General features: G+C 36.5%; 15 protein-coding genes. 5 read left to right on the forward strand and 10 right to left on the reverse strand.

What is annotated here, in order from left to right:
- Window positions 1–431: 431 nt before the first annotated feature.
- From CTY47_RS05220 to CTY47_RS05235, 4 genes are all read left to right on the forward strand, one after another.
- The gene (locus CTY47_RS05220; protein WP_099463722.1) at window positions 432–1,418 is read left to right on the forward strand and encodes a GSCFA domain-containing protein; all 987 of its coding nucleotides are present in this window, start codon (window positions 432–434) and stop codon (window positions 1,416–1,418) included.
- A gap of 3 nt (window positions 1,419–1,421) precedes the next feature.
- Window positions 1,422–3,887 (forward strand): bifunctional UDP-N-acetylmuramoyl-tripeptide:D-alanyl-D-alanine ligase/alanine racemase, encoded by a 2,466-nt coding sequence (locus CTY47_RS05225; RefSeq protein WP_099463723.1) that lies wholly within the window; start codon window positions 1,422–1,424, stop codon window positions 3,885–3,887.
- A gap of 226 nt (window positions 3,888–4,113) precedes the next feature.
- Window positions 4,114–4,971 carry an enoyl-ACP reductase FabI gene (locus CTY47_RS05230; RefSeq protein ID WP_099463724.1) on the forward strand — a complete coding sequence of 286 codons (858 nt, stop codon included), beginning with the start codon at window positions 4,114–4,116 and terminating at the stop codon, window positions 4,969–4,971.
- A gap of 1 nt (window position 4,972) precedes the next feature.
- Complete coding sequence (locus CTY47_RS05235) at window positions 4,973–5,578, forward strand: L-threonylcarbamoyladenylate synthase (RefSeq protein ID WP_099463725.1); 606 nt, start codon at window positions 4,973–4,975, stop codon at window positions 5,576–5,578.
- An 8-nt stretch (window positions 5,579–5,586) separates the two neighbouring features.
- Here the strand turns inward: CTY47_RS05235 and CTY47_RS05240 are convergent, their stop codons facing one another.
- The 3 genes from CTY47_RS05240 to CTY47_RS05250 all read right to left on the reverse strand — a co-directional run bounded on the left by CTY47_RS05240 (window position 5,587) and on the right by CTY47_RS05250 (window position 13,178).
- Complete coding sequence (locus CTY47_RS05240; protein ID WP_099463726.1) at window positions 5,587–8,256, reverse strand: glycoside hydrolase family 2 protein; 2,670 nt, start codon at window positions 8,254–8,256, stop codon at window positions 5,587–5,589.
- 222 nt (window positions 8,257–8,478) lie between these two features.
- Window positions 8,479–10,158 carry a SusD/RagB family nutrient-binding outer membrane lipoprotein gene (locus tag CTY47_RS05245; protein WP_099463727.1) on the reverse strand — a complete coding sequence of 560 codons (1,680 nt, stop codon included), beginning with the start codon at window positions 10,156–10,158 and terminating at the stop codon, window positions 8,479–8,481.
- Between the two features lie 14 nt (window positions 10,159–10,172).
- Window positions 10,173–13,178, reverse strand: coding sequence for a SusC/RagA family TonB-linked outer membrane protein (locus tag CTY47_RS05250; protein ID WP_158228504.1), 3,006 nt, complete (start codon window positions 13,176–13,178; stop codon window positions 10,173–10,175).
- Window positions 13,179–13,560: 382 nt separating this feature from the next.
- Here CTY47_RS05250 and dgt point away from each other — a divergent pair, with 382 nt between their 5' ends.
- The gene (gene dgt / locus CTY47_RS05255) at window positions 13,561–14,886 is read left to right on the forward strand and encodes a dGTP triphosphohydrolase (RefSeq protein WP_099463729.1); all 1,326 of its coding nucleotides are present in this window, start codon (window positions 13,561–13,563) and stop codon (window positions 14,884–14,886) included.
- Between the two features lie 4 nt (window positions 14,887–14,890).
- On the opposite strand, the gene rsgA is transcribed toward dgt, so the two are convergent.
- The 7 genes from rsgA to CTY47_RS05290 form a co-directional block, all read right to left on the reverse strand.
- On the reverse strand, window positions 14,891–15,823 hold the full coding sequence (rsgA, locus tag CTY47_RS05260; RefSeq protein ID WP_099463730.1) for a ribosome small subunit-dependent GTPase A: 933 nt from the start codon (window positions 15,821–15,823) through the stop codon (window positions 14,891–14,893).
- A gap of 73 nt (window positions 15,824–15,896) precedes the next feature.
- Window positions 15,897–16,460 (reverse strand): ribosome recycling factor, encoded by a 564-nt coding sequence (frr, locus tag CTY47_RS05265; protein ID WP_099463731.1) that lies wholly within the window; start codon window positions 16,458–16,460, stop codon window positions 15,897–15,899.
- Between the two features lie 266 nt (window positions 16,461–16,726).
- Window positions 16,727–17,605 carry a hypothetical protein gene (locus CTY47_RS17065; protein ID WP_199163392.1) on the reverse strand — a complete coding sequence of 293 codons (879 nt, stop codon included), beginning with the start codon at window positions 17,603–17,605 and terminating at the stop codon, window positions 16,727–16,729.
- 279 nt (window positions 17,606–17,884) lie between these two features.
- On the reverse strand, window positions 17,885–18,775 hold the full coding sequence (locus CTY47_RS05275; RefSeq protein WP_099463732.1) for a thiopeptide-type bacteriocin biosynthesis protein: 891 nt from the start codon (window positions 18,773–18,775) through the stop codon (window positions 17,885–17,887).
- Between the two features lie 85 nt (window positions 18,776–18,860).
- Entirely contained in the window at window positions 18,861–21,038 is a 2,178-nt protein-coding gene (locus CTY47_RS05280) for a lantibiotic dehydratase family protein (RefSeq protein ID WP_099463733.1), read from the reverse strand.
- A 5-nt stretch (window positions 21,039–21,043) separates the two neighbouring features.
- Window positions 21,044–22,234: a lanthionine synthetase C family protein gene (locus CTY47_RS05285; RefSeq protein WP_099463734.1), complete on the reverse strand. Its 1,191-nt coding sequence runs from the start codon at window positions 22,232–22,234 to the stop codon at window positions 21,044–21,046.
- Entirely contained in the window at window positions 22,203–23,978 is a 1,776-nt protein-coding gene (locus CTY47_RS05290; protein WP_233202091.1) for a S41 family peptidase, read from the reverse strand. Before CTY47_RS05290 ends, CTY47_RS05285 begins: the two co-directional genes overlap by 32 nt.
- Window positions 23,979–24,012 lie beyond the last annotated feature (34 nt).

A 24,012-nucleotide genomic window follows, 5' to 3' on the forward strand; every position in this document is an offset into this window, starting at 1 on the left:
GCCTGTTTGTAACAGGAATCGTTTGTTTTGTATGCTATAGGTTATATTGTTGATAAGAAAGAAGATAGAGAAGAAAAAAAAGAATATAAAACCGTTGCAAGAATGAAAGAAAGATGTACCTTTGCAATGACGAATCTAAACGATCGTTTTCACTAGTCGCTTCAGACATCTATAATCAATTATATAACAACATATTACAAACAGAACAAGTATATTATATATTTAATGTACGCGTACATTTTTGTGATTACTGTTTATCGTATGAACAACCGCTTAACCAAAACATTCGCACGCTATATTTCAATTCATCCCGATGTTATTAAAAATTCATCCCGATGATTTTACAAAAACATCCCGATCATTTCTTTTTTCGTGCATAGCTAGACGGCATTCAAATATTTTATACATTTGTCTATAAAAAAGATGTACAAATGGAGTTTTCAACACACATAGTAATACCCAAATGTAAATTCTCATTTGAATACGGAGAACAAATCATATTACTAGGCTCCTGTTTTGCCGAAAACATAGGAAATAAGCTACAGGAAAATAAATTCGATGTAGATATCAATCCATTTGGTACACTATACAATCCGGCTTCTATAGCTTCTGCATTACGGATACTTTTACGACCTGAACAATTCACGAAAGATGACCTGTTTCTACACGAAGGCACTTATCATAGTTTTACGCATCATAGTAGGTTTTCGTCTATCTCAGAAACAGAATGTCTGGAAAATATGAATCAACGGCTTTTAAAATCTGCCGAATATTTGCGAAAGGCCAAATGCCTGGTCATTACATTTGGAACAGCATACGTTTATAAATTAAAAAGTAACGGACAAATCGTCTCCAACTGCCATAAACTACCGGACAAGATGTTTTTGCGCGAAATGCTATCTGTCCAAAGTATTATCGATGATTGGAATTGCTTGCTATTATCTCTGTGGGAACAAAATCCGGAACTTAAAATTCTGTTTACCGTTAGCCCTATCCGTCACTGGAAGGACGGAGCACATGGCAACCAGCTCAGCAAAGCATCTTTATTACTGGCTATTGATCAAATACAAACCAATTTTCCAACACAAACAGCCTATTTTCCAGCATACGAAATCATGATGGATGAACTCAGAGATTATCGATTTTATGCAGATGACATGCTACACCCATCGTCTTTGGCAGTAGAATATATTTGGCAAAGATTTGTCGAGAATTGTCTATCTTCAAAAAGTCTAACAATATTTAAAGAATGGAATGACATAAAAAAAGCGCTTAATCACAAGCCCTTTCAAGCGGAAAGTGAAGCCTATAAGCAATTTATGTCGCAAACTTTGTTAAAGATGGAACGTATTAGCAATAAAATACCTTCCTTTGATATCTCAACAGAGTGTGAATTAATAAAGTCTAAACTAAAGTAAGGAATGGAATACGCTATTAAAGAAGTTGCCGGAATTATAGGAACAAAAACAGACAAACTACATGACAGCACTATAAGCATTTTGCTTACCGATAGCCGCCGCCTCTCTTTTCCGGAACAAAGTCTTTTCTTTGCCCTTAAAACAAAAACAAATGACGGGCACAAATATATCGCTGAATTGTACAAACTTCGTGTTCGCAATTTTGTTGTAAGCACAATCTTACCGGAGTTTGACGCAATGACAGATGCGAACTTTCTTGTGGTAAAAGATGTACAAAAAGCCCTTCAAAAATTAGCGACCAATCATCGCAAACGATTTAATATACCCGTAATAGGTATAACCGGGAGTAACGGAAAAACAATAGTAAAAGAGTTTCTATATCAATTACTTCATAACGAATTCAATATCGTTCGTTCGCCCCGGAGCTATAATTCGCAACTGGGAGTACCGCTTTCTGTCTGGCAAATAAATGAAAAACACACACTGGGTATTTTTGAAGCAGGAATTTCGCAACCGGATGAAATGGAGCGTTTACAGCCCATTATTGCTCCCACCATTGGAATTATCACGAATATAGGGGAAGCACATCAGGAAAATTTTGTTTCAACAACACAAAAATGTTTGGAAAAGCTGAGTTTATTCAATGATTGCGAAGCTATTATATATGACGGAGATAACGCATTCATCGCAAATTGCATAGAATCGGCATGTCTGTCACATAAAGCAATTGCGTGGAGCCGTACAGATTCGGAAGCCCCTTTATTCATTGAATCGATCCGGAAAAAAGAAAATAAGACAACTATCCATTGCACGTTATTAGGGTTTAATCGCGTTTATACGATTCCGTTTACAGACGATGCATCTATCGAGAACGTGATACATTGTATGGCTGCCATGCTTTACCTAAAGCCAACCAGTGTAAATGACGAAGAAAAATTCTCGCATCTGGAACCCGTCGCGATGAGACTGGACGTAAAACAAGGAATCAATAACTGCCTATTAATCAACGACACATACAATTCGGACATCAATTCGCTGGATATAGCTCTGGACTTTCAACAAAGTCGGCGTGTCGAGAAAAAACTGAAAAGCACATTGATACTTTCCGATATCCTGCAATCCGGCACACTGCCTAAATCCCTTTACAAAAAAGTAGCAGATCTGGTTCGCAGAAAGAAAGTAGACCGTATAATAGGCATTGGGCGCGATTTATGTGAATATGGAAATGTCTTCGATATGGAGAAAGAGTTTTACCTAAAAACAGAAGACTTTATCAAATCCCCCTCTTTCCGTAAATTCAAAGACGAACTTATACTCATAAAAGGCTCCCGCCATTTTCATTTTGAACAAATTTCAGAATTACTGGAAAAGAAGGTGCACGAAACCATCCTGGAAGTAAATCTGGATGCCATTGTTCATAACTTCAACTATTACCGGTCTAAGCTAAAGCCGGAAACAAAAATGGTCTGTATGGTTAAAGCTTTTGCTTATGGGGCAGGCTCGTATGAATTAGCCAAGACTCTGCAAGAACATCGATGTGATTATCTGGCTGTTGCCGTTGCTGATGAAGGAGCCGAATTACGTAAAGAAGGTATCTCTGTCCCTATCATTGTGATGAATCCGGAATTTAGCAGTTTCAATGTTTTACTTGAAAATCATCTGGAACCGGAAGTTTATAGCTTCCGCCTTTTAGAGGCCATGATTCATGAGACAGAACGCCGGGGCATTACTTCTTACCCCATTCACATCAAGATCGATACAGGAATGCACCGGTTGGGCTTCCAGCCCGAAGATATTCCGGCTGTATGCGAACGGATAAAAAACCAATCTGGTGTAGCAGTTCGTTCCGTATTCTCTCATTTAGCAGGAAGCGATTCATACGTATTCGATGATTTCACCCAGCAACAATTGGATAAGTTTGCAAAAGCCTCTGCCGAACTGGAAACTGGTTTGGAGTATAACGTTATCAAACATATCCTTAATTCTGCCGGAATAGAACGATTTGCAAAATACCAAATGGATATGGTTCGTTTGGGTATCGGTTTATACGGTGTAAGCGCATCCGGACAAAAAGGATTAAGAAATGTAAGTACACTCAAAACAACCATATTACAAATTCAGAACGTCCCCAATGGAGATTCTATCGGATACAGCCGGATGAGCTTTGTTAAACGGGACTCACGCATAGCCATCATCCCGATTGGATATGCGGACGGCCTGAACAGGCACTTTAGTAATGGTGGCGGAGAAGTTCTGATCAATGGACATCGTTGTCCCATAATAGGGAATATATGTATGGATGCCTGCATGATAGACGTAACAGACATTGATGCCCACGAGGGCGATTCCGTTATTATTTTCGGAGAAGATCTTCCGGTTAGCGAACTGTCGGACAAACTTAAAACCATCCCTTACGAAATACTTACATCCGTATCGCCAAGGGTCAAAAGGGTATACTACAGAGAATAGTAAAAAGTAGAATATAGATATTGCCAATGCAGATATTCGGGCTATGACAAAACAATGGCAACAATTGCATTGTTTTGATAAAGAGAGCTAAAATATATAAGTTAATCATCGGCTTCACAAAATTAATCAAATGTATATGAAAGGTTTCCCTCCGTGCGGAAAACCTTTCGGTTTGTACATATCGCACATTTTGTGTACTTTTGTGCCGAAATAAACATAATTAAGTATGAGTCATAATTTATTGAAAGGCAAACGCGGCATTATTTTCGGTGCACTGAATGAAATGTCTATTGCCTGGAAAGTGGCAGAAAGAGCCGTAGAAGAAGGAGCAACCATTACTTTAAGTAATACTCCCATAGCAGTTCGTATGGGTCAGATAGATGACTTGGCGCAAAAACTAAATGCAGAAGTAATACCGGCAGATGCAACCAGCGTGGAAGATCTTAAAATGGTATTCTCAAAATCCGTTGAAATACTTGGAGGCAAAATAGATTTCATATTACATTCAATCGGCATGAGTCCTAATGTCCGTAAGAAACGTACGTATGACGATCTGGATTATGATATGCTGGAAAAGACACTGGACATTTCCGCTATTTCTTTCCACAAGATGTTGCAGGTTGCTAAAAAGCAGGATGCTATTGCAGAATATGGTTCTGTTATAGCCCTTTCTTATGTGGCAGCCCAACGTACATTCTTTGGCTACAACGATATGGCCGATGCAAAAAGCCTGCTGGAATCTATCGCCCGCAGTTTCGGTTATATCTACGGTCGCGAAAAAGGAGTCCGTATCAACACCATTTCACAATCGCCAACATTAACAACAGCAGGTAGTGGTGTAAAAGGAATGGATCATCTGATGGACTTTGCAAATAAGATGAGCCCTCTGGGTAATGCCAATGCCGACGAATGTGCCGACTACTGCATCATGATGTTCTCCGACCTTACACGCAAAGTAACCATGCAGAATCTTTTCCACGACGGAGGCTTCTCAAGCATGGGCATGAGCCTTCGTGCTATGCACCAGTATAGCAAGTGCCTGGACGATTACGCGGATAAAGACGGACATATCATTTACGGCTAATATGCTTATAAAGATTTACCCTGAAAATCCGAATCAAAGAGAAATAGACAAGGTAATCTCCGTCTTACAAGACGGAGGCCTTGTTATTTATCCTACCGATACTGTCTATGCTATTGGTTGCGACGCTCTTAATGTACGTGCAGTAGAAAAGATCTGTCAAATGAAAAACATCAACCCGCAGAAGAGCAACCTCTCTATTATCTGCTATGATCTTTCAAACCTGAGCGAATATGCAAAAGTAAGCAATGCGGTATTCAAACTGATGAAGAAAAACTTACCAGGCCCTTTTACTTTCATCCTTCCAACAAGCAGCGAACTGCCTAAGATTTACAAAAACCGCAAAGAAGTAGGAATCCGTATCCCCGACAACAATATCATCCGTACTTTGGTAAAAGAACTGGGCAACCCCATCCTTACCACTTCCGTGCACGACGAAGACGATATGATTGAATACACGACCGACCCGGAACTCATTCATGAGAAATATGAGAACCAGGTCGATATTGTCATTGACGGAGGTTACGGAGGTACCGAAGCATCTACTATTGTAGACTGTACAACCAACGATTTTGAAATACTCCGCCAGGGAAAAGGTGAGCTGATATAGCAAAATACCTATTGAAGACAAACCATACGATCGGCTGTCCAACTATCCACTACTATCTCAATCCTTTCTTTAGGAACAGATGTAGTAAAATCCAGTTTTACCTGTTGTTTATCTCCCGGCATCAATGTGATATAGTTATCGGAGTAGTGAACAGGCAGTATGCGCTTTCCGGTTTCTTTATCAAGCACTTTAATACGATTGAAGAAAGATATATTCTTATCAGACTCCAGTTCAACAACTCCTGAGTAAGTAGTACCTCCACCGTTAACCAATCTGGCTTGCAAACGGGGTGTTGTTTTTGGCAACTGATATAAAGTAGTATAATCCTTTGGTGAAGTAGTCAACCAATAGATATTGGACGTAATCTGCTCTTTACTCTCATTATCTGCAAGCGTCAGTTTCAGAAAATAAACACCGCTCACGCTTTGTGGTTCGGTAACGGTAAACAATTCTTTCACCGTATTAGCATCCATATCGGCTATAGTTTCCTTTTCCCAAACACGTTTTCCTTCCCGATCATAAATCTCGGCCTTTACTAAAAGATTTTTACAATCGTAGATATTCGTATTCAACAGTTCTACTTGTTTTTCAACCGGATTGTAGAAGGGGTGCAAAGGTTCGCATCCTTTTTTCGTACCATATAAAGAAGCATTTACATCCAATGTCCAGTCATACATCTGGCCACGCAAAGAAGTCCACGGATTCTGGGTCTTCCATATCAATATGCCGGTATACCATTTCCACATATTAGAAGCCCATCCTTCCATAAAACTACGGTATTGATCATAGTTTACCACTTGCGCATGCTTACAATACGTCTCAATGTCCTTCACCTCACCTAAACGCTCCAACTGATCCAGATAGCCCAAATCCTTATGATAGCGCCACACGTAATTACGCGTCCGGCCTCTACGTGGAAATTCCGCCAAGTCCTGCTCCGTCATCATCTCGCGCATACTTTCGATTTCCGGCGAACCAACCGACCCGGCCTCGGGATTAAACGGATGAGAACGAAAAGTAAAAAACCACTCTGCCTCCTGGATACCGTAAGGACCATCTCCATTATCACCTAACAGATTGCGGGTAAATACCGTATCTGTAGAAAAACTGGCAAAAAGACGTTCGGGGTCGAGCTTAGGGAATACTTCCGTTTTCAACTTTTCATCTATATCTTTTGCCAAAGGCCATTCATTCGCGCCACACCAGAAACAAAGGCTTGGATGATTTCGCACCATCTTTACCTGATCTTCAACAGAAGCTATGAACAAATCATGATTATCCGGATATTCCCAACGACGTTCCTGCGATTCCAGTTTCGTAGGGTCTTCCCAGGCGCCGTTGCAATCTCCACTACCCCATAAATCCTGAAAAACCAGAATACCGTATTCGTCACATGCATCATAAAATTCAGGGCGCTCAAGCAAAGCCCCACCCCATACGCGCATCATACGCAAATTCATTTCGGCATGGAAACGTACCTCATCCCGGTAACGCTCGGGAGAAAGACGAAGCAACCAATCGGAGTTGATATAATTTCCGCCTGTAATATAAATTTTCTGTCCATTAACAAAGAACATACGTCCACCCGTAACCGGATCTTTTTCGGTCGCGATTTCGCGTATGCCATAACGAAGATTTTCGCTATCGCTGACCTGTCCATTCTGCTCGAAGCGAATGTCCATTCTATAAAGGGGATGTTTACCTATGCCGTTAGGCCACCAAAGTTCCGGATTCCTTATACTCAAATCTTTAAACGCAATGCATTTCTTTTCTTTCGGCTGCAAAGAAACAGACTGTTTCAATGTTTGCCCGTTTGTTTCACAGACCAGCATACCCTGCTGTGGCACGTTTGTAGTGTTTTCCAGTTCCACAGAGGTTTTTACAAACGCATCCTCCTGTTGTTTATCTTTAGGACTGCGTATACCGGGCACTTTAGTTATTACGTAAGGATGTTCCACTTTAACCGCACCTGTTGTCGTAATAGAAACCTCATCCCAAATGCCGGTATTACGGTCACGCACCGGCTGAATCCAATCCCAGCCCGGGGTATATTGCATTGTATTATTGCGGGCAATCATTCCGTCGCCACCTTGTCCGCCATTCGGGTTTCCGGGATAAGTAGGAGGAAATACAATAACAGCAAGAATATTGGCTTTATCGGAACGAAGATAAGGAGTTATGTCAAAACTTTTCCGAAGAAACATTCCTTCATGTGTAGTCGCATTGATACGTTTTCCGTTCAGAAAGATATCCGCTTTATAATTTATTCCCCTGAAGTTAAGCCATACATTTTTATTCTGAGGTAAGTCGGGCGTTTTAAATTCTTTTACAAACCAGAAAGTATAAAAACCGGAACCTGTTTCATAAATATCGGGTATCAGGTTATTATTCACCCCAAACTCCGGAGCGGGGAATAATTTATTCTCCAACATTGTAGTCAATACCGTACCGGGAACACGGGCAGATAGCCATCCTGCCTTATCAAAAGGGACTGCCGAGAGTGTGTTGCCATCTACTTTTACCTCATTTGCCCTTCGGGCAATCCAGCCGGAGTTCAACAACACTTTTTGACCCGGTTCAAGCAACTTAATGACTTCTATTGCCTTAATATGAACCGGAACAAGTAAGCACAAAAGGCATAACCATACAGTGAAAAAGTTACAATTATATTTTTTCATAACACTAATTAGTTTAGAGTATAAATATAAGAATAAAATTATACCCTCCATCGTTCCACATTACCAAATGCTTACCAAATATAATCCCGATGCCTATCCTTTTCGGTTTAGTTGCCTATCTGAATATATTTACATTATAGACCCATAAAACAAAAAAGCCCGTCCGACTCTTTTTGTCAGACAGGCTTTTTCCGTTATAATAAATTACGAACCAAATGCCGGTTAGAAATTCCTACCAGTATCCCACCACAGACGAGTAGCTTCATTATCCGGACCGTTCAACAAAGCTTTGGCCTTTTCAACTTCAGCAGCATTAGCATTCTTGTCATTACGCGGGAAAGGAAGACGTTTGATAAAATCGCCATTTGCAATGTTTGCGCTAAAGTTATTCACTACCGGGAATAATTTAGGGTAGCCTGTACGACGGAATTCGCTCCATGCCTCCTGGCCTTCAGGATACATAGCTAACCATTTCTGGTTAATTATCTTATGAAGTTTATCTTCTTTTGAAGCCGCTTCGTCCCATTTAACAGTACACTTATCAAGCCCTTTAATATTGTTTACTGCATTATGAGGATCTTCATAGTCTGCTCCTACACCTGTATTATTCTCAATATACTTTGCATATTCCGAAGCAGGAATACCGTATTCGTCGAACGATACTTTTATTCCTTGTTCGTATAATTCTTTTGCAGAACCACCCATGTTCCAACCACGCAAAGCACCTTCTGCACGCAAGAAATAAGCTTCTGCAACTTTCATCCACGGCAAATGATTAGACAATTGAACATTATTTCCCGTATAATCAGCCATTCTTGTTGTTAAAGACATATTTACAGTAGAATATACCTGATAAATATCCTTATCTACCAGAGTTCCCTGACGAATACCAACATATTGGCCAATCTTATTCGTTTTTTTACCCTGGCTATCTTTTATATCCTGACTTACACCTTTGTCTTTAAACCATCCAACTTGTGTAACATAGATTGGTAAACGCGGATCGCTATACCCTTGCAAAAGACTTACCAAAGATGCACCTGCACGCATATCATTGTAACCAATATTACATTCAGCCAAAGGATTCATTAATGTTGCATCTATCACTTCCACATTTTTATTGCCAGCTACCAATACGCCATATTTATGGCCGACGGCCGCTTCAGCTGCTTTTTGTGCTATTTCCGGAGCAACAACAGAAAGACGCATAGCAAGACGTAAACGTAATGTATTAGCAAAGCGAATCCACTGCTTATGATCCGAGCCACACACTATATCAAAGTCTGACAAACGGTTAGATTCAGCATTACCTCCATCAACAAAAGTAGTTAAGTCATTTACACTCTCTTCCAGTTCTGTAAGGAAAGTTTTATAAAGCGTTTCTACATCGTCGTAAGGCACAGATGAACCTCCCTGCATAGCCTTTGTATATGGAATAGGTCCATAGCAATCTACAACCCGGTGCATAGCTTCTACGCGAATAATCTTAGCAATAGAAGTATAATCCAAAGCTTCGGTTGATTTCAGAATATCACTGATAGGTTTCATTACATAAAGTTCACCAGCTTTGAATGGGGTCTCATTCCAACCCTCCTGTAGTGCATAAGTTGAATTATTTTTATTTCCGTTAAAAGGCGTCGGATTAGCCATATAGCCGGAATACAGATCTGCATTCAGATTTTGCTGTAGTTGGAATTCATAGTTTCTATTTTGATAATTCAAATATACAGAAACTATCGGTTGGTTGAAACGGGATGCGATTTTCACCTGTGAAGGCTCCAGACCGTTTGGATTTGTATTGATATTTTCAAAATTATCCGTGCAAGCCGTTGCTCCCATTATAAGAGCAATTCCCCAAAACGGCAATGTGTTTTTTATTTGTTTAAATATATTCTTTTTCATAATGATAGACGTTTTTAGAATGTAACCTTCAAATTAATACCATAGCTACGTGTTGCAGGAAGGCCGAATGAATCATATCCTTTCCATGCATTATTAGTAGAAACAGATAAGTCCGGATCATTAGGAGAGTCTTTATAAATAAAGAATAAGTTACGAGCCACAAATGACAAGTTTAGATTCTTGGAAGCTCCCAACAAATTACGGAATGTATATCCTAAAGACAATTCACGCAGACGGAAATTTGTTGCAGAATATACATAATTACCTTTTGCACCTTCTTTACCAGAAGTTGAAGAATAATACTTCTGGGCATCCATTTTCTGGCCGTTACCTATATCAACACCACCATTATCACGAGCATTGGCTGTCTCTTCTGTTACGCCAAAGCTATCCAGGTAACTCTGTGTCATACTAATTGTATTACCTCCAATCTTTCCATCAATTAAAAAGTAGAGCGAGAAATCTTTATAAGTAAATGTATTACCCCAACCCATTTGCCATTTAGGGTTCACATTACCCAGATAAACTTCATTTTCGGTCAACATTATCTCACCCTTATCTGATAAGACTATAGAACCATCTTCGTTACGTTTCAGATCTTTACCATAAATATCACCATAAGATCCGCCTTCTTTCAACATAAAGCGATAACCGGCACCACTACCAACTTGTACGCCATCAGCTAAACGGTCGTCCAATTTCTTAACCTTATTATCGTTATATGAAATATTGAACTCAGGTCTCCAGCTCCAATCCTTAGCAAAATCCCAACGATAACTTACAGAAGCTTCAAAACCTTGGTTCTGGATATCTCCGGCATTTATATAATATTGCTCATAACCAGAAGCCAACGGAGCATCAATAGTAAAATATTGGTTCTTATTATTCGTCTTATAATATGTAACATCAAAGTTAAAACGATTATCGAACATCGTCAGATCAAGACCAAACTCCATAGAATGCATCTTTTCCGGCTTCATTTCAGAGAATGGTTCCTTTGTATTCGGTTCTAGTTGCCCTAAGTTAATACCATCCATTGGATAAGTAATATAAGCAGGGACATCATTACCTACAACAGAATAAGAACCACGCAACTTCAACAGATTAATCTTTTCAGACATCGGAATTATTTCATTCAACAAAGCAGTTAAACCCACTGAAGGATAAAAATAAGAATAGTTCTGTGTATATGCTAAAGCGGAAGCCCAGTCATTACGTCCTGTCACATCCAAATAAATCATACCATTAAAGCCGAATTGTACTGTTCCAAACACAGAATTCAATCGTTTATGAGGATTACTCATGCGTTGGTTACCATTCCCATTAATATTTTCAGGCACAAAGAAATTTGCCTCGATAAGACCCAGTTTATCACTGTCCAATAATGTATTTTGAACTTTAGATTCCATGAAACTAGTTCCTAAAGAAGCATTTAATTCCCATTTTTCATTCCAGGTTTTATTAAAGTTAATCAAGAAATCACCATAGAATTGCTTTGCATCAAAACGTTCCTGACGGAAACGCCCATTAGCATGAGCCGCCCAGTTGATATTGGTAGTGGCATGCCATTTACGTTCAAATTTATCAAATGTATTATCAACACTCAAACGACCCTGAACATTCAAATAATCAGTAATCTTCAATTTAGCTGTCGCCGAAGCCATCACACGATCACGCTTTTCTTTAGCCTGAACACGTTCTAGCAACCAATATGGGTTAGCTGTAAAGTCGTCTAATGAAGTATACCAGTTTTGAGCCATCAGGTTACGTGAGTCATCAAACGTTTCGAAATTCTTTTTATAATAACCGAAATCTCCATTTTGAGGGAATGTATACAAACCTGTCAATGGGTTAATATACGTACCTCCATGAGGACGGTTTGTTGCTTTTTGTGTAATGTATGAAAGAGAAGCATCAACAGTCAAACGATTGTTAAACAAGTTGAATGTTTCACGCATTGACATATTATGCCGTTGAAAATCATTAGTAGGCATAATGCCCAGCGCAGTTGTATTTGCATAAGAAAGGAAACTCTGGATTTTCTCGGTACCACCATTAATTGTAACAGAGTTAATGTAGGTAGAACCTGTACGGTAAAAGTCATTTACATTATCCATTGCTTTCTTATCATTATCAGCAATCTTTTCTCCCCAGCTCATCAAGCTCAACTGGTCTCCTGTTTTAACAGCACCATAACGACCTTGCAATTTGGGTAATGATAGTGGAGTCTCTAACGTTATATTAGAAGAAAAATCTACACGTGCAGCACCATCACGGCCTTTCTTAGTTGTAATCATGATAACGCCATTGGCAGCCATACTACCGTATAATGCAGCAGCAGAAGCACCTTTCAACACGTTCATGCTGGCAATATCGTCAGGGTTCAGGTTACCTAAAGCATCACCTCCGTCACGTCCTTCATATTCGCCAGACAACTGAGTCGTTTCAGGGTTATTCATCGGAATACCATCAATAACGATCAAAGGCTGGTTGTTTCCATAAACAGACTTATTACCACGAAGTACAATTTTTGAAGATCCACCTGCTCCGGTAGCATTCGGGGTAATTACCATACCGGCTGCTTTACCTTGCAATGCGTTAATCAGGTTAGCATCTTTTGCACGTGTCAATTCCTGACCGGCAAGCTGTTGGGTTGCATACGTCAACGATTTGGCTTTTCGTTGGATACCCATAGCAGTAACAACAACTTCGTCGATCTTTTGAGAATCGGAGTACATGTCTACGTTAATTACGGAACGGCCATTAATGGGTTCTGTAATGGTTTCCATTCCTAAATAAGAGAATTCGAGGATGGCATTAGCACCTACCTCTAATACATACTTACCTTCTAAATCGGTAACCGTGCCGTTTGTTGTTCCCTTTTCAACAACGTTACAACCGATCAACGGCATGTTGGCATCTTTGTCCATTACGACGCCACTCACTTTGTTTTGTGCCCATAGCACACTTGTACATGTCCCTATACAGAACAGCACAAATAAAATTAAGCTCTTTCTCATAAAGCTAGATTGTTTAGGCGAGTTAATAAATATAGTTCTCTTCATATTAATTTTTAGACCAAAGTCCTAATTTAATTTACATTTTGAGCGCCAAGTCTTCTTAGAACTATGGTTGATTTTAATTTTAGCTGATGCAAATATACATATAAAATAATATTTACTAACATTTTTCTCATAAATGTTCTAATGATCTTATAATTTTAACTTGAAGTCAAGTGCATTTCAGGCATATTTATTAACATATTTAAAAGAACAAATCTTTTTATGATTTAGTTCTAAGAAGACTAAAAAAAATTACATTTAATATATCTTTCACATTACAACTTCTTGTCTTTACGATTAATTCGATACATTTGTGTATCGAAAAAACAATCAGAAAATTATGAATTGGACGCAACTACTTTCCGGAAAACGTTTCGGGATGGAAGAATATCACGAACGAAAACATGAACGTACAGACTTCCAAAGAGATTATGACCGTTTAATTTTTTCTTCCCCTTTTCGCCGGCTACAGAATAAAACACAGGTTTTCCCCCTGCCCGGAAGTATCTTTGTCCATAACAGACTTACACATAGCCTGGAAGTATCGTGCGTAGGACGTTCCCTGGGTAATAATGTAGCTAAAGGATTAATGCAAAAGTATCCCAACGGGAGTATTAACTTTCCGGAAATAGGCTCCATTGTCTCTGCAGCATGTTTAGCCCATGATATGGGAAATCCCCCCTTTGGACATTCGGGCGAACGTGCTATTTCTGCCTATTTTTCGGAAGGAAACGGTAGAAAATTAGAGGAAAAAGTTCGCAAAGAGGGTAATCGTTGGGAAGATTTCGTCCATTTTGAAGGAAACGCAAATGCTATGCGGTTGCTAACTCATCAATTTATAGGAAGACGAAAAGGAGGATTTGCTTTAACCTACAGTACACTTGCATCAATTATTAAATATCCATACGCATCTACTCAATCAGGCTCAAAAGGCAAATTTGGTTTTTTCCAGTCTGAAGAAGATACTTATATGCAAATTGCAAACGAACTCGGCATTTGTAAAAGTAAAGAAAACAACAATAGGTTTGTCCGTTATCCCCTGGTATACCTGGTTGAAGCGGCCGACGATATTTGTTATCAAATTATGGATATAGAAGATGCCTGCAAATTACATATCCTGACAAAAGAAGAAGCTATCAATCTACTACTTAATTTTTTTGAAGGAGAGCGTCTTGAACATATTGTAAAAATAATGAAAATGGTAGATGATACCAACGAACAGATAGCTTACTTGCGTTCATGTATCATCGGATTGCTGGTAGACGAATGTTCACGGGTGTTCCTTGAAAATGAAAATGGCTTACTGGATGGCTCTTATCATACGCCTTTAATCGAACAAATATCAGGGAAAGCGCAGGAAGCATATCAAACATGTTCCGCCACAGCCTACAAAAAGATATATAAAGCAAAAGAAGTACTTGACATAGAATTAGCGGGGTATCATATTTTCAGCCATCTGATAGACAGCCTCACGGAAGCAGTCATGAATCAGGATCATGCTTATAGCAAATTGCTTCTGCAGCGTATACCTGAACAATATAACACAAATGCGCCCAGCACTTATGGCAAAATACAATGTGTGTTAGATTATATTTCCGGTATGACTGATGTATACGCACTAGATTTGTACCGTAAAATCACAGGAATGAGTTTACCGGCTGTATAGAGCATTAATATTCTTCGCGATATTTACTTTCTTCCTTGTCGTCAAGAATGCTAAGATAGCTCTTATAGCGGGATTCACTGATGCGATGGTTTTCCACTGCTTTAAGCACAGCGCAACCCGGCTCATGCCGATGCGAACAATTACTAAATTTACATTCGGAAGAAAAACTGAAAATCTCCGGAAAATAATGGGACACTTCTGCACCTTCCATCTCTATTGTTCCAAAACCTTTAATGCCCGGAGTGTCGATAATATAGCCACCATCCGGTAAGGGAATCATTTCAGAGAATGTTGTAGTATGCATTCCTTTATTATGGTATTCGGAAATCGTACCTGTCCGTAAATTCACCCCCGGAACCATTGTATTAATTATAGTAGATTTACCCACTCCCGAATGTCCAGACAGAAGTGTAATCTTATCCTTCAGTTCAGCCTTTAGCTCATCCAATCCTTCCCCTGTACGAGCACACAATTTAGAACAGGGATAACCAATTTTTGTATAAAGCTTAATAAGTTCTTCCAGGCATTCACGATCTTCGCCACGATAACGATCCACTTTATTAAATACCAGTTTCACGGGGACGCGGTAAGCCTCGGCTGTTGCTAAAAAACGATCAATGAATATAGTAGTTGTAATAGGATAGTTTACTGTAACGATCAGCATTGCCTGATCCAGATTTGCAGCAATGATATGAGATTGCTTGGAAAGATTAGATGCTCGGCGTATAATATAGTTCTTACGGTCTTCAATTTCAGAAATAAAAGCGGTTCCCTCCTGGTTTATATCTATCACCACACGGTCGCCCACAGCTATAGGGTTGGTACTGCGAATATCTTTCAAACGAAAGTTTCCCTTGATCTTACTCTCGATATCGCGTCCGTCTTCCGTACGAACAGTGTACCAACTACCTGTGTTTTTTATTACTAACCCTCTCATATCAGTTGACAAGTGACAGTTGACAAGTGACAGGTAAATATAAAACGTTGTCAACTGTCAACTGCCAGCTTATTTATACGGTCATTATTTCTTTTTCTTTTGCGGCGTAGATTTCTTCCACTTTCTTGATATATTTATCATGTATCTTTTGCACTTCCCCTTCTGCATCTTTTTCTACATCTTCAGGTACACCATCAGATTTAACGCTCTTTTTCAAAGCTTCGATTGCATCACGACGTGCATTACGTATACTGATTTTTGCACTCTCAGCTTCCTGTTTTGATTGTTTTGCCAACTGACGGCGACGTTCCTCTGTCAGAGGAGGAATTCCCAAACGAATAATCTCTCCGTTATTATCCGGCGTAATACCTACTTCAGAATCTAAAATAGCCTTCTCTATATCACGAATAATCTTTTTTTCCCAAGGAGTAATCATGATTGTTTTTGCATCAGGTACGGTTACAGTTGCCACATTGGTAAGCGGAACCAAACTACCGTAATAAGGGACCTTTACACAATCCAGAATTTTCGGATTTGCTTTGCCGGCCCGGATATGAGACAATTGTTCGTCAAGGTATTCTATTGCGAACTTCATTTTATCTTCCGATGCTTTTACATGTTGCTTTGTATCTACCATAGTTGTACGTTTATATTTGCCGTTTTTTTAATTAACAAAAGTAATAAAGATTTCGAAACCTGCAAAAATATTCGGATAATGTACTAAGCCTCTATGTTTATAACTAAAAAGCGGATAGAAAATTAATAGTCGAAGTTGGTCGGCCGCTTACGGATCTATGATAGGATAGTTACGGCACAAATATATTAATGGATGTTCTTTTTGTTCATTATCCTTACAATAACTTATCGACAGATCGAATACATCCTTGATTTCCGGATCATTAATCAGCGGGTCATTTTTTCCGACTCTAAAAACCAGCTAATCCACATTTGTCCCTCCTGTTTATCCAAATCCGTTTCTAATTCTTGATATAAACCAGGAAGATGGAAGACAATTAAAGCAGCCTGTTGAAAGTATTTGCGGTCGGTCGTTATCACCCAATCAATGGGAATATCTTCAATTCTCGGCAATAAATCTTCACTATATATCATATTGTATATTAATGCCAATTTCTTCCCGGCTTTTATTTGAAAGTCTATGGGAGCTACCCAATCAGACATACGCCAATCTATATATTTTTTCAGTCCGGCTTCCGCATTGCAGTAATAATCTCTGCATCTTTGTAATGAATCCGGAATCATTAACTCGCAACCACGCCAAAAACGATCCAAATGGTGCTTAGGCACTATATAGGAAGAATCTTTAACCTGAGAAAGTAACCGGAATGCCATTGAATAAAGTCTGAAAATATTTACGTACCACCAGCTTGTCAATTCTCTATTTTCTTCTGAAAAGTTGTATAAATCGGCATATTTAACCAATCTGTCGGTAACACAAAACAAAGATTTCAATCTCCGGAGTAAGCCTGTTGTATGCATAACCGATTCTACGTTTTGGCGGTAATAGTAAAATCCGATATCGGAAATTATGATCTTTTCAGCTTGACAGAGAACTACAGGACACCATAATTCATCTTCATGCATAATACCTTCTTCAAAACGTGTCTGTATTTTGTGTAAATAGTTTCTACGATATATATCCAGTACATAAAAGCTTTCTATAGTAATAGAAGAAAGCATATTGAAATGTTGAAAGAGGGTAGAAATCTGTTTGTTTGATGCGCTTGATTTTTCCTGTATATGTTTTTTCTTTATAGTTTTCATGATTCTATTTTTCTTTTTCTTGGTTAAATTCAAAACTACCCTTTTGTGCATTCCATATAAGAAGTGCATTGAATTTTGTTCCATCTTTTCTCCAATTGTTTTGGTATAGTATTGAGCAATGTCTTTTTTGTCACTAAAATAAAGCCCCTAGCCAAACTTCCAATCTACTTTATCTGAAGCTTCTGCAGACTCAGGATTAATCCAGTTTGCTGCAATTATGTAATATTCATTATAATAGAATTCGCTTTTATCACATCATATTGAGTATAATATAAAAAATTATTCTCTATTGAACTTTAATTTAGCTATCTCACTTGTATAATATCTACGCATTATATCATACAGTACTAATTCGTGCATACGACTTTTTGAACGGAAAAGTCTATTAAGCATCATGTGAATATAACTTGCCAATAAGTTATTCAAAGTCATATTAAGATTTTTCTTTTTAGATTTCATTTTTATTAATTCAAAGACTGGTATTAAACTTTTTGATCTATCTTGTAGCAGATTATATAATGATACAAAATTTTGATCATTAACTGTATTATTTAATATTGATTCTATAATATGTTTCTTTTCTCTGAACTTTATATTAAATTGTTTGGAATTGTAGTCATTAAATCCAAATTCTGTTTTAAAAGAATGACTTAATGTTTCCATAAGTCGATGTTTTTCCATAATATTTAATGAAAAATCTGATAATAAACAATCAATCATTTTTAAACTTATCATCCACCGATAGTTTTCATTATTGAAAGACACTATCTTTCTTATTATAGATAAAGTCGTTTCACTATCTATCCAAAAGAAAGATTCAGTTTCTTCAATTAAATGATTTCCATAGCGTTCCAATTCTCGATTATATGTATCTATTTGTACTTTCCAAATGATATTTTCTTGAACGGCCCAATTTAGTTTTTTATGAAACAAACTAAGTATATTGTTTACATTTTGCTTTTCTTTTAGTAAAAAACGAACGCGCAAATGGGGATCCGGATCTGCATAGCGAATAAAAAACCATTTATCGATCCATTGATGATTTTTAGCTGTTTTTATAAGTGAATAAATCTCTTTAATTAAAATAGTTTCTGTTGTTTTTATACCAGAATAGATTTTTATATAAAACCATTGGCTTCCTGGCATAAAAGTGCGGTATACTGTATTCATTTTATTACAAAAACATTTAAATCGTAGCACTTTATTGTTAATATTAAAAACATCTCAGCAAATAAAAACTTTCAAAAAATATTATTTACAAATAAGAATCTTTATAAAAAGATATGATACATTGATTTAAATATCCATTTCCATTTTTGTCTTTTACTAATACATTTTCTGAATCGTAAATGAATTCTGTAAAAGAAATTTTTTGTTTATTCTTGATCGTTGAAAAAAAAGCACGAATACTTAACGCATTTTCCCAATCAATAAATAATTCATTATCACCCTCAGACAATAAAACATATCGAGGTAGTTGATACTTTTTTCGCCATTGCTCACTTTTTATAACTAGTTGATTATTATCTTTTATCAAAAATAAATACTTTAATTCTTCTGTATTGATCTTCCATGTCTCTAAAGAAAGAATGGTGTTTTTATATCGAATACGTGGCAAATATTGTAATTCATTTCCTAAATATCCCCAATCAAAATGTCCCCCCCCTCTTTTGTTTTGCATTTGTAAATCGCATAGAAATTGATAAACTGGCATAGAATTGATATGGTAGTTATGAGCAGTTGTTAAACGAGGGATGATTTCTTTATTCAGTTTTTTGGAACGCAAATAGAGTTTTCCTTGGCGAACAGATAACATTAAATCCGACATATGAATAAGATTCTTATTTGGTAAATCTGAATTTGCCAAATAAATGATTTCATAATCACGAATATGTGGACGAGATAATATATTGCCCACTCTTGATTCAGGTAAATGGACAATTTCTGCTATTATTACATCTGGCATTAATTCCTGCTCTTTTTCTGTTATATCCTTGACCCATTTCTCAATCTTATTATTAATATGGGAAAAACGAGCAAGCAAATTAGCTCCACAGCTTCCGCTACATGAATTTAACTTAATTAACATCCCTGTAGAGTCTTCTTTTATTATTTCAAACATACAAAACAAAGTTAGGGGTAAATCTTCCCAATTTTCCTTGAATGGCTTAATGTCATTGTCTGTGAAAATAATTTCCTTTTTGTTGCTGGATGAAGATGCCAGTATTTTTGATAATAAAAGAGATTGAAAGGGGGTTGATTGGTAGTTTTTGAGTGAGGATTGTATAGGGAGAGTAAAATTGTCCAGCAATGGCGTTATATCACCTGCATCGGCACCTATCGGATAACCGATTCCCAAGTCAGGATCAAGGGCTTCCATTAACGGAATTTCCCGATCTTCATAGCGAGTAGAAAATATTTGCTGAAATTTAGATAAATTTTCATTTTGCCAAACTGAAGTAATTTTATTTAGAAATAACATTGAAGATTGTAACTCACTAATAATTTCTTTACTAACAATAGCAGAAGATGTATTTCTATAAGTATCCACCTGGAATAAAAAATTTTCTTCATAAGGAACTTCTGTTTGAGTGATAACTTCAATTATTTTTTTATATAAAATAAAAGTGTTTTCTTGTTTACAATTCAATTTATCAATATAGCTTTTTAACTCTTTTATCAACGGAATTATTTTTTCTTCAGAACATATAGAATCTAAGTGATTGACTAAAAATGAAAGATAATCACCTCCCGTAATCATAGGGCTTATCTCTGGAACTATAATCTGTGAATCTATTAACTTTTCAATAAAATTCACACTATCTTCTTCTGAAATACCTTGGCTTATCAAATAGTCTGCTAAATTTTTTGTATTGACTCTTTCCTTTACTTTTTCTAAAATAGAATCTAAATAAACAGATCTGTCAATAGATGATATTTGATGTACTCGCTTTTTATTTAGGTATTGATATTCAATATATCGATATTTTTTTCCAATCTTGTACAAACTTGTATTTGGAAAATAATTTATTTTATTTTTAATATCAGATAATTGACTTAATGTTTGAGAGAGAGTACATAAATAATGCATATCTAATCGCATATGTTTTTTGATATGATCGTCCAATATAATTTCTGTTTTGTCTCCGATTTCTCCTATAGAACAAGTCGCAAACAATCCAAATGGAGTACAACGAGTAGACATTCTACTAATGTATTTATATAAAGAATGATATATGCGATCTTTCTCTTTTGAATTTTTAATTTCATTATTCTCTAACTTCTTTAATTCTTTATACAATACAGGAGAAGCTAGATAAATGGCTTCTAGAATCTCTCTATTAGAAGATATTTTACCTATTGCCTCTTTCCCCAAATAACAAAAAGGATAGTGAGGGGTACGAAGAAGAAATTTATTAAATGGGTAATACATATTATTTAACTTAATAAAAGACACTCATCCCAAATACTATTTTCATTTGTTAGGAATGATAATAAAACCATACCTATACCTGTGATTCCATTTAAAAAATCAATTGAGTTTTTTTCTCCATTTGATTTATAACCAACAATACCATCTTCATATTTCGACATTTTTAATGTTTGAGACAACCAATAGGTAGATGCTTCTCGAAACTCTTCTCTTTGAGTATAATAATACATTTTTTTAAAAATCAAGGCAATACCAGCAGATCCATGGCATATACTTCCATCAATAACCGCAGTTGAATGTAAATTCTTTCTCAATGCAGAAAATAAAAATATTTCAATTGCTTTTTGTTTTATATTGCTATCCTTAAAGATGTTTGCATAATGCCACAAAGCTAAAGCAATACCCAAATCTCCATAGCACCATCCCAATCGACTAGAATGGTAATGGTCTTCATATAATGAAAAACTTGGAAAGATTGATATTCTATTGGGAATTTGTATTTCTTGTGATAAAAGAAATGTAATGCTCTTATTTAATAAGTCTTTTGTTTTCGATGAGTTAATATTTAATTGATATGCTTTTGCTAGAAAAATACATATACTTGCCAAACCATGAGATAGGCTTATATTGATTTTCTCACCAATTTTAGATTCCCAATAACAACCTTTATTGTTGATGTTAATTTTCGAACTAGATAAAATATCTATTATTTTATTTTCACATGCTCTAATATTATTACTGTTGATTTTTTTTAATAAATATATGGCTATTCCTATAGCTCCATGCAGGTAGTCAAAATAATTTAATGAAGCATAGGTTATAACATGGGTAGATAAATTAGTATCAAAAGATTTTAGTATATCTGTACTATCATTCTCAAGAAATTGATTAGCAATTAAATGTTGTATGCCCCAGCAAATTCCACTTATGCCATTACAGAAAGAAGGGTTAAAGTTTCCATTGATAGTATTAATAGATGATTCTAAAAAAAACATTGCCTGCTCTGCATAATACTCATTTTGTGTATACCTAGCATAGTAAAATAAAAATATCGCAATACCCATATTTCCTGACATTAAACAAGGTGGATATTTGTCTTTGTTTTCGATATTAACTAAATATTCGACAATATCTCTCAACTTAATTTCCACTCGCTTTTTAAGATCATTGTTTGGCAATTTCCACAGCTTTTTCATAGGCTACATCTATACCTTGTTTTATACTTTTTATGGTTGGCTCTACAGTGTGGTTAATTTTCACTCCTGTCCGTTGAGTTGAGGTAAAATCCGGATAATAAATGCCTATTCCCGAATAAATAGTCTTAACCCCTCCTGGAAATTCAAAAGTAGTAATATTACCGTCTGAACCTGATGAAGAATTACCTACGGTTATTGTTTTGGGATTTACTTGCAAGGCCATTGTCGTATATTCCGAATAGCTTTCTGTCCATTCATTTATCAGAACAATTACTTTCCCTTTGTAATAATCTTTGTTACCTATACTTTCAGAAGTGGTTTTCTGATATCTGATCATACCGGGGAAACGTGCATCCGGATAGGTTCCGTATGCGAAGAATGAGTTTGGCGGGACAAACGAATTGGTTAAATATAATATCAAATCTGTACATGGATAACATCTTAAATCCAAAATAATTACAGAAGCCGATTGGATAGATTTATAGTTTCTATTATAATTATCCGCAGTCACCGAACGCAAATCCCAATAGGCAATACTATCGTTTATCCACTTATATAATTGCTTTTTTTCATTTTCCCTTTCTTTTTTTCTTTCAGCTTGAAACATTTCATATACTTGATAATTTTTTGATTTTACAAATAATGTGTCTTTGTTCCTTACAAGAGTAAAAAGTGTAGAAGAATCTCTTCGTGATAAAATAGCATTGCACAGAAATGATTGATTTGACCAATAGTTTCCTCCACAAACATATTGCCCTAAGCTATCGCTTAAAGTATGAATATCCTGACCATCTATTTCTATTACGATATCTCCCACTTTGAAATTATCTTTGTCATAGTGTGGTAACCTAATTTTACTAATAATGTATGTATTGTCAATAAGCATTAATCTAAAATTAGGTCTGTATGGGCCAAAAACTACTTTGTCTATTGTTGGTGGGTATGAAGCATGAGTATCCCGTAATCGATTGGTCAATCGATAAATTGCTTGATGGTATTTCTTTCGGGTATCTGCATTCTTAAAATCAGGAATGGATTCATATAAAACTTTATCCCAATTTTCATCCATATGATTCTTATAAACGTAGAAATAATTAATGAGATTCCAGTACCTGAACAGGCCTAACAGGCGTTTTTTCTCATCAGGAAATTCTGGATAATTAACTTCATTCATTAAACGAATATTTCCAGTACTCTTCTTATTGAATGCAAAATTATTTTTACCGGTATGCTTTATCCAAATAGTATTTAAGTCTGCTTTAATTTTATCGTACAAACAGAGTGTATCATTCATCCATAGGTTATCAAACAATACATAATCATTAATATTTGTGTATGTTTTTTCCCTGGTAGATGGATAATCCAATGCAGGAGAAATAAACATTTTCAGTATTGTTGAAAACTCTTTTTTATTTGTAGAACTAATTGCATGTGGTATAGCTACTATCAATAAACTGTCGATAACAGAATGGAGTAAAGGGTTTTCTCCATGGTATTTCACAAATCCCCATACTTTACATAAATAGAACAAGCGGGCTTGCTCATTAAATTCCTCCGGAAAGTATGGCTTTTGTGTTTTAAATTCTCTAAATATCGAATCGCGTGTTAGATCAATTGTAGCACTAAATTTATAGTGAATCTTATACATTCTAATACATCCCTCTATAGGTGCGTGAAGAATAATTATCAATAAAGCACAGATAGAGTAAAAGAAATACCTTTTTTTGAATTTTATTTTCATCATAATATTAGCATTACCATCTATTCGCATACATTAA

The sequence above is a fragment of the Parabacteroides provencensis genome, assembly GCF_900232875.1.
GTDB classification, from domain to species: Bacteria; Bacteroidota; Bacteroidia; order Bacteroidales; family Tannerellaceae; genus Parabacteroides; species Parabacteroides chinchillae.

What these genes read in the sequence shown, in the direction of transcription:
- CTY47_RS05220 (WP_099463722.1), top strand. Translation starts at nt 432, where the DNA reads ATGGAGTTTTCAACACACATAGTAATACCCAAATGTAAATTCTCATTT.
- CTY47_RS05225 (WP_099463723.1), top strand. Translation starts at nt 1,422, where the DNA reads ATGGAATACGCTATTAAAGAAGTTGCCGGAATTATAGGAACAAAAACA.
- CTY47_RS05230 (WP_099463724.1), top strand. Translation starts at nt 4,114, where the DNA reads ATGAGTCATAATTTATTGAAAGGCAAACGCGGCATTATTTTCGGTGCA.
- CTY47_RS05235 (WP_099463725.1), top strand. Translation starts at nt 4,973, where the DNA reads ATGCTTATAAAGATTTACCCTGAAAATCCGAATCAAAGAGAAATAGAC.
- CTY47_RS05240 (WP_099463726.1), bottom strand. Translation starts at nt 8,256, where the DNA reads ATGAAAAAATATAATTGTAACTTTTTCACTGTATGGTTATGCCTTTTG.
- CTY47_RS05245 (WP_099463727.1), bottom strand. Translation starts at nt 10,158, where the DNA reads ATGAAAAAGAATATATTTAAACAAATAAAAAACACATTGCCGTTTTGG.
- CTY47_RS05250 (WP_158228504.1), bottom strand. Translation starts at nt 13,178, where the DNA reads ATGAGAAAGAGCTTAATTTTATTTGTGCTGTTCTGTATAGGGACATGT.
- dgt (WP_099463729.1), top strand. Translation starts at nt 13,561, where the DNA reads ATGAATTGGACGCAACTACTTTCCGGAAAACGTTTCGGGATGGAAGAA.
- rsgA (WP_099463730.1), bottom strand. Translation starts at nt 15,823, where the DNA reads ATGAGAGGGTTAGTAATAAAAAACACAGGTAGTTGGTACACTGTTCGT.
- frr (WP_099463731.1), bottom strand. Translation starts at nt 16,460, where the DNA reads ATGGTAGATACAAAGCAACATGTAAAAGCATCGGAAGATAAAATGAAG.
- CTY47_RS17065 (WP_199163392.1), bottom strand. Translation starts at nt 17,605, where the DNA reads ATGAAAACTATAAAGAAAAAACATATACAGGAAAAATCAAGCGCATCA.
- CTY47_RS05275 (WP_099463732.1), bottom strand. Translation starts at nt 18,775, where the DNA reads ATGAATACAGTATACCGCACTTTTATGCCAGGAAGCCAATGGTTTTAT.
- CTY47_RS05280 (WP_099463733.1), bottom strand. Translation starts at nt 21,038, where the DNA reads ATGTATTACCCATTTAATAAATTTCTTCTTCGTACCCCTCACTATCCT.
- CTY47_RS05285 (WP_099463734.1), bottom strand. Translation starts at nt 22,234, where the DNA reads ATGAAAAAGCTGTGGAAATTGCCAAACAATGATCTTAAAAAGCGAGTG.
- CTY47_RS05290 (WP_233202091.1), bottom strand. Translation starts at nt 23,978, where the DNA reads ATGATGAAAATAAAATTCAAAAAAAGGTATTTCTTTTACTCTATCTGT.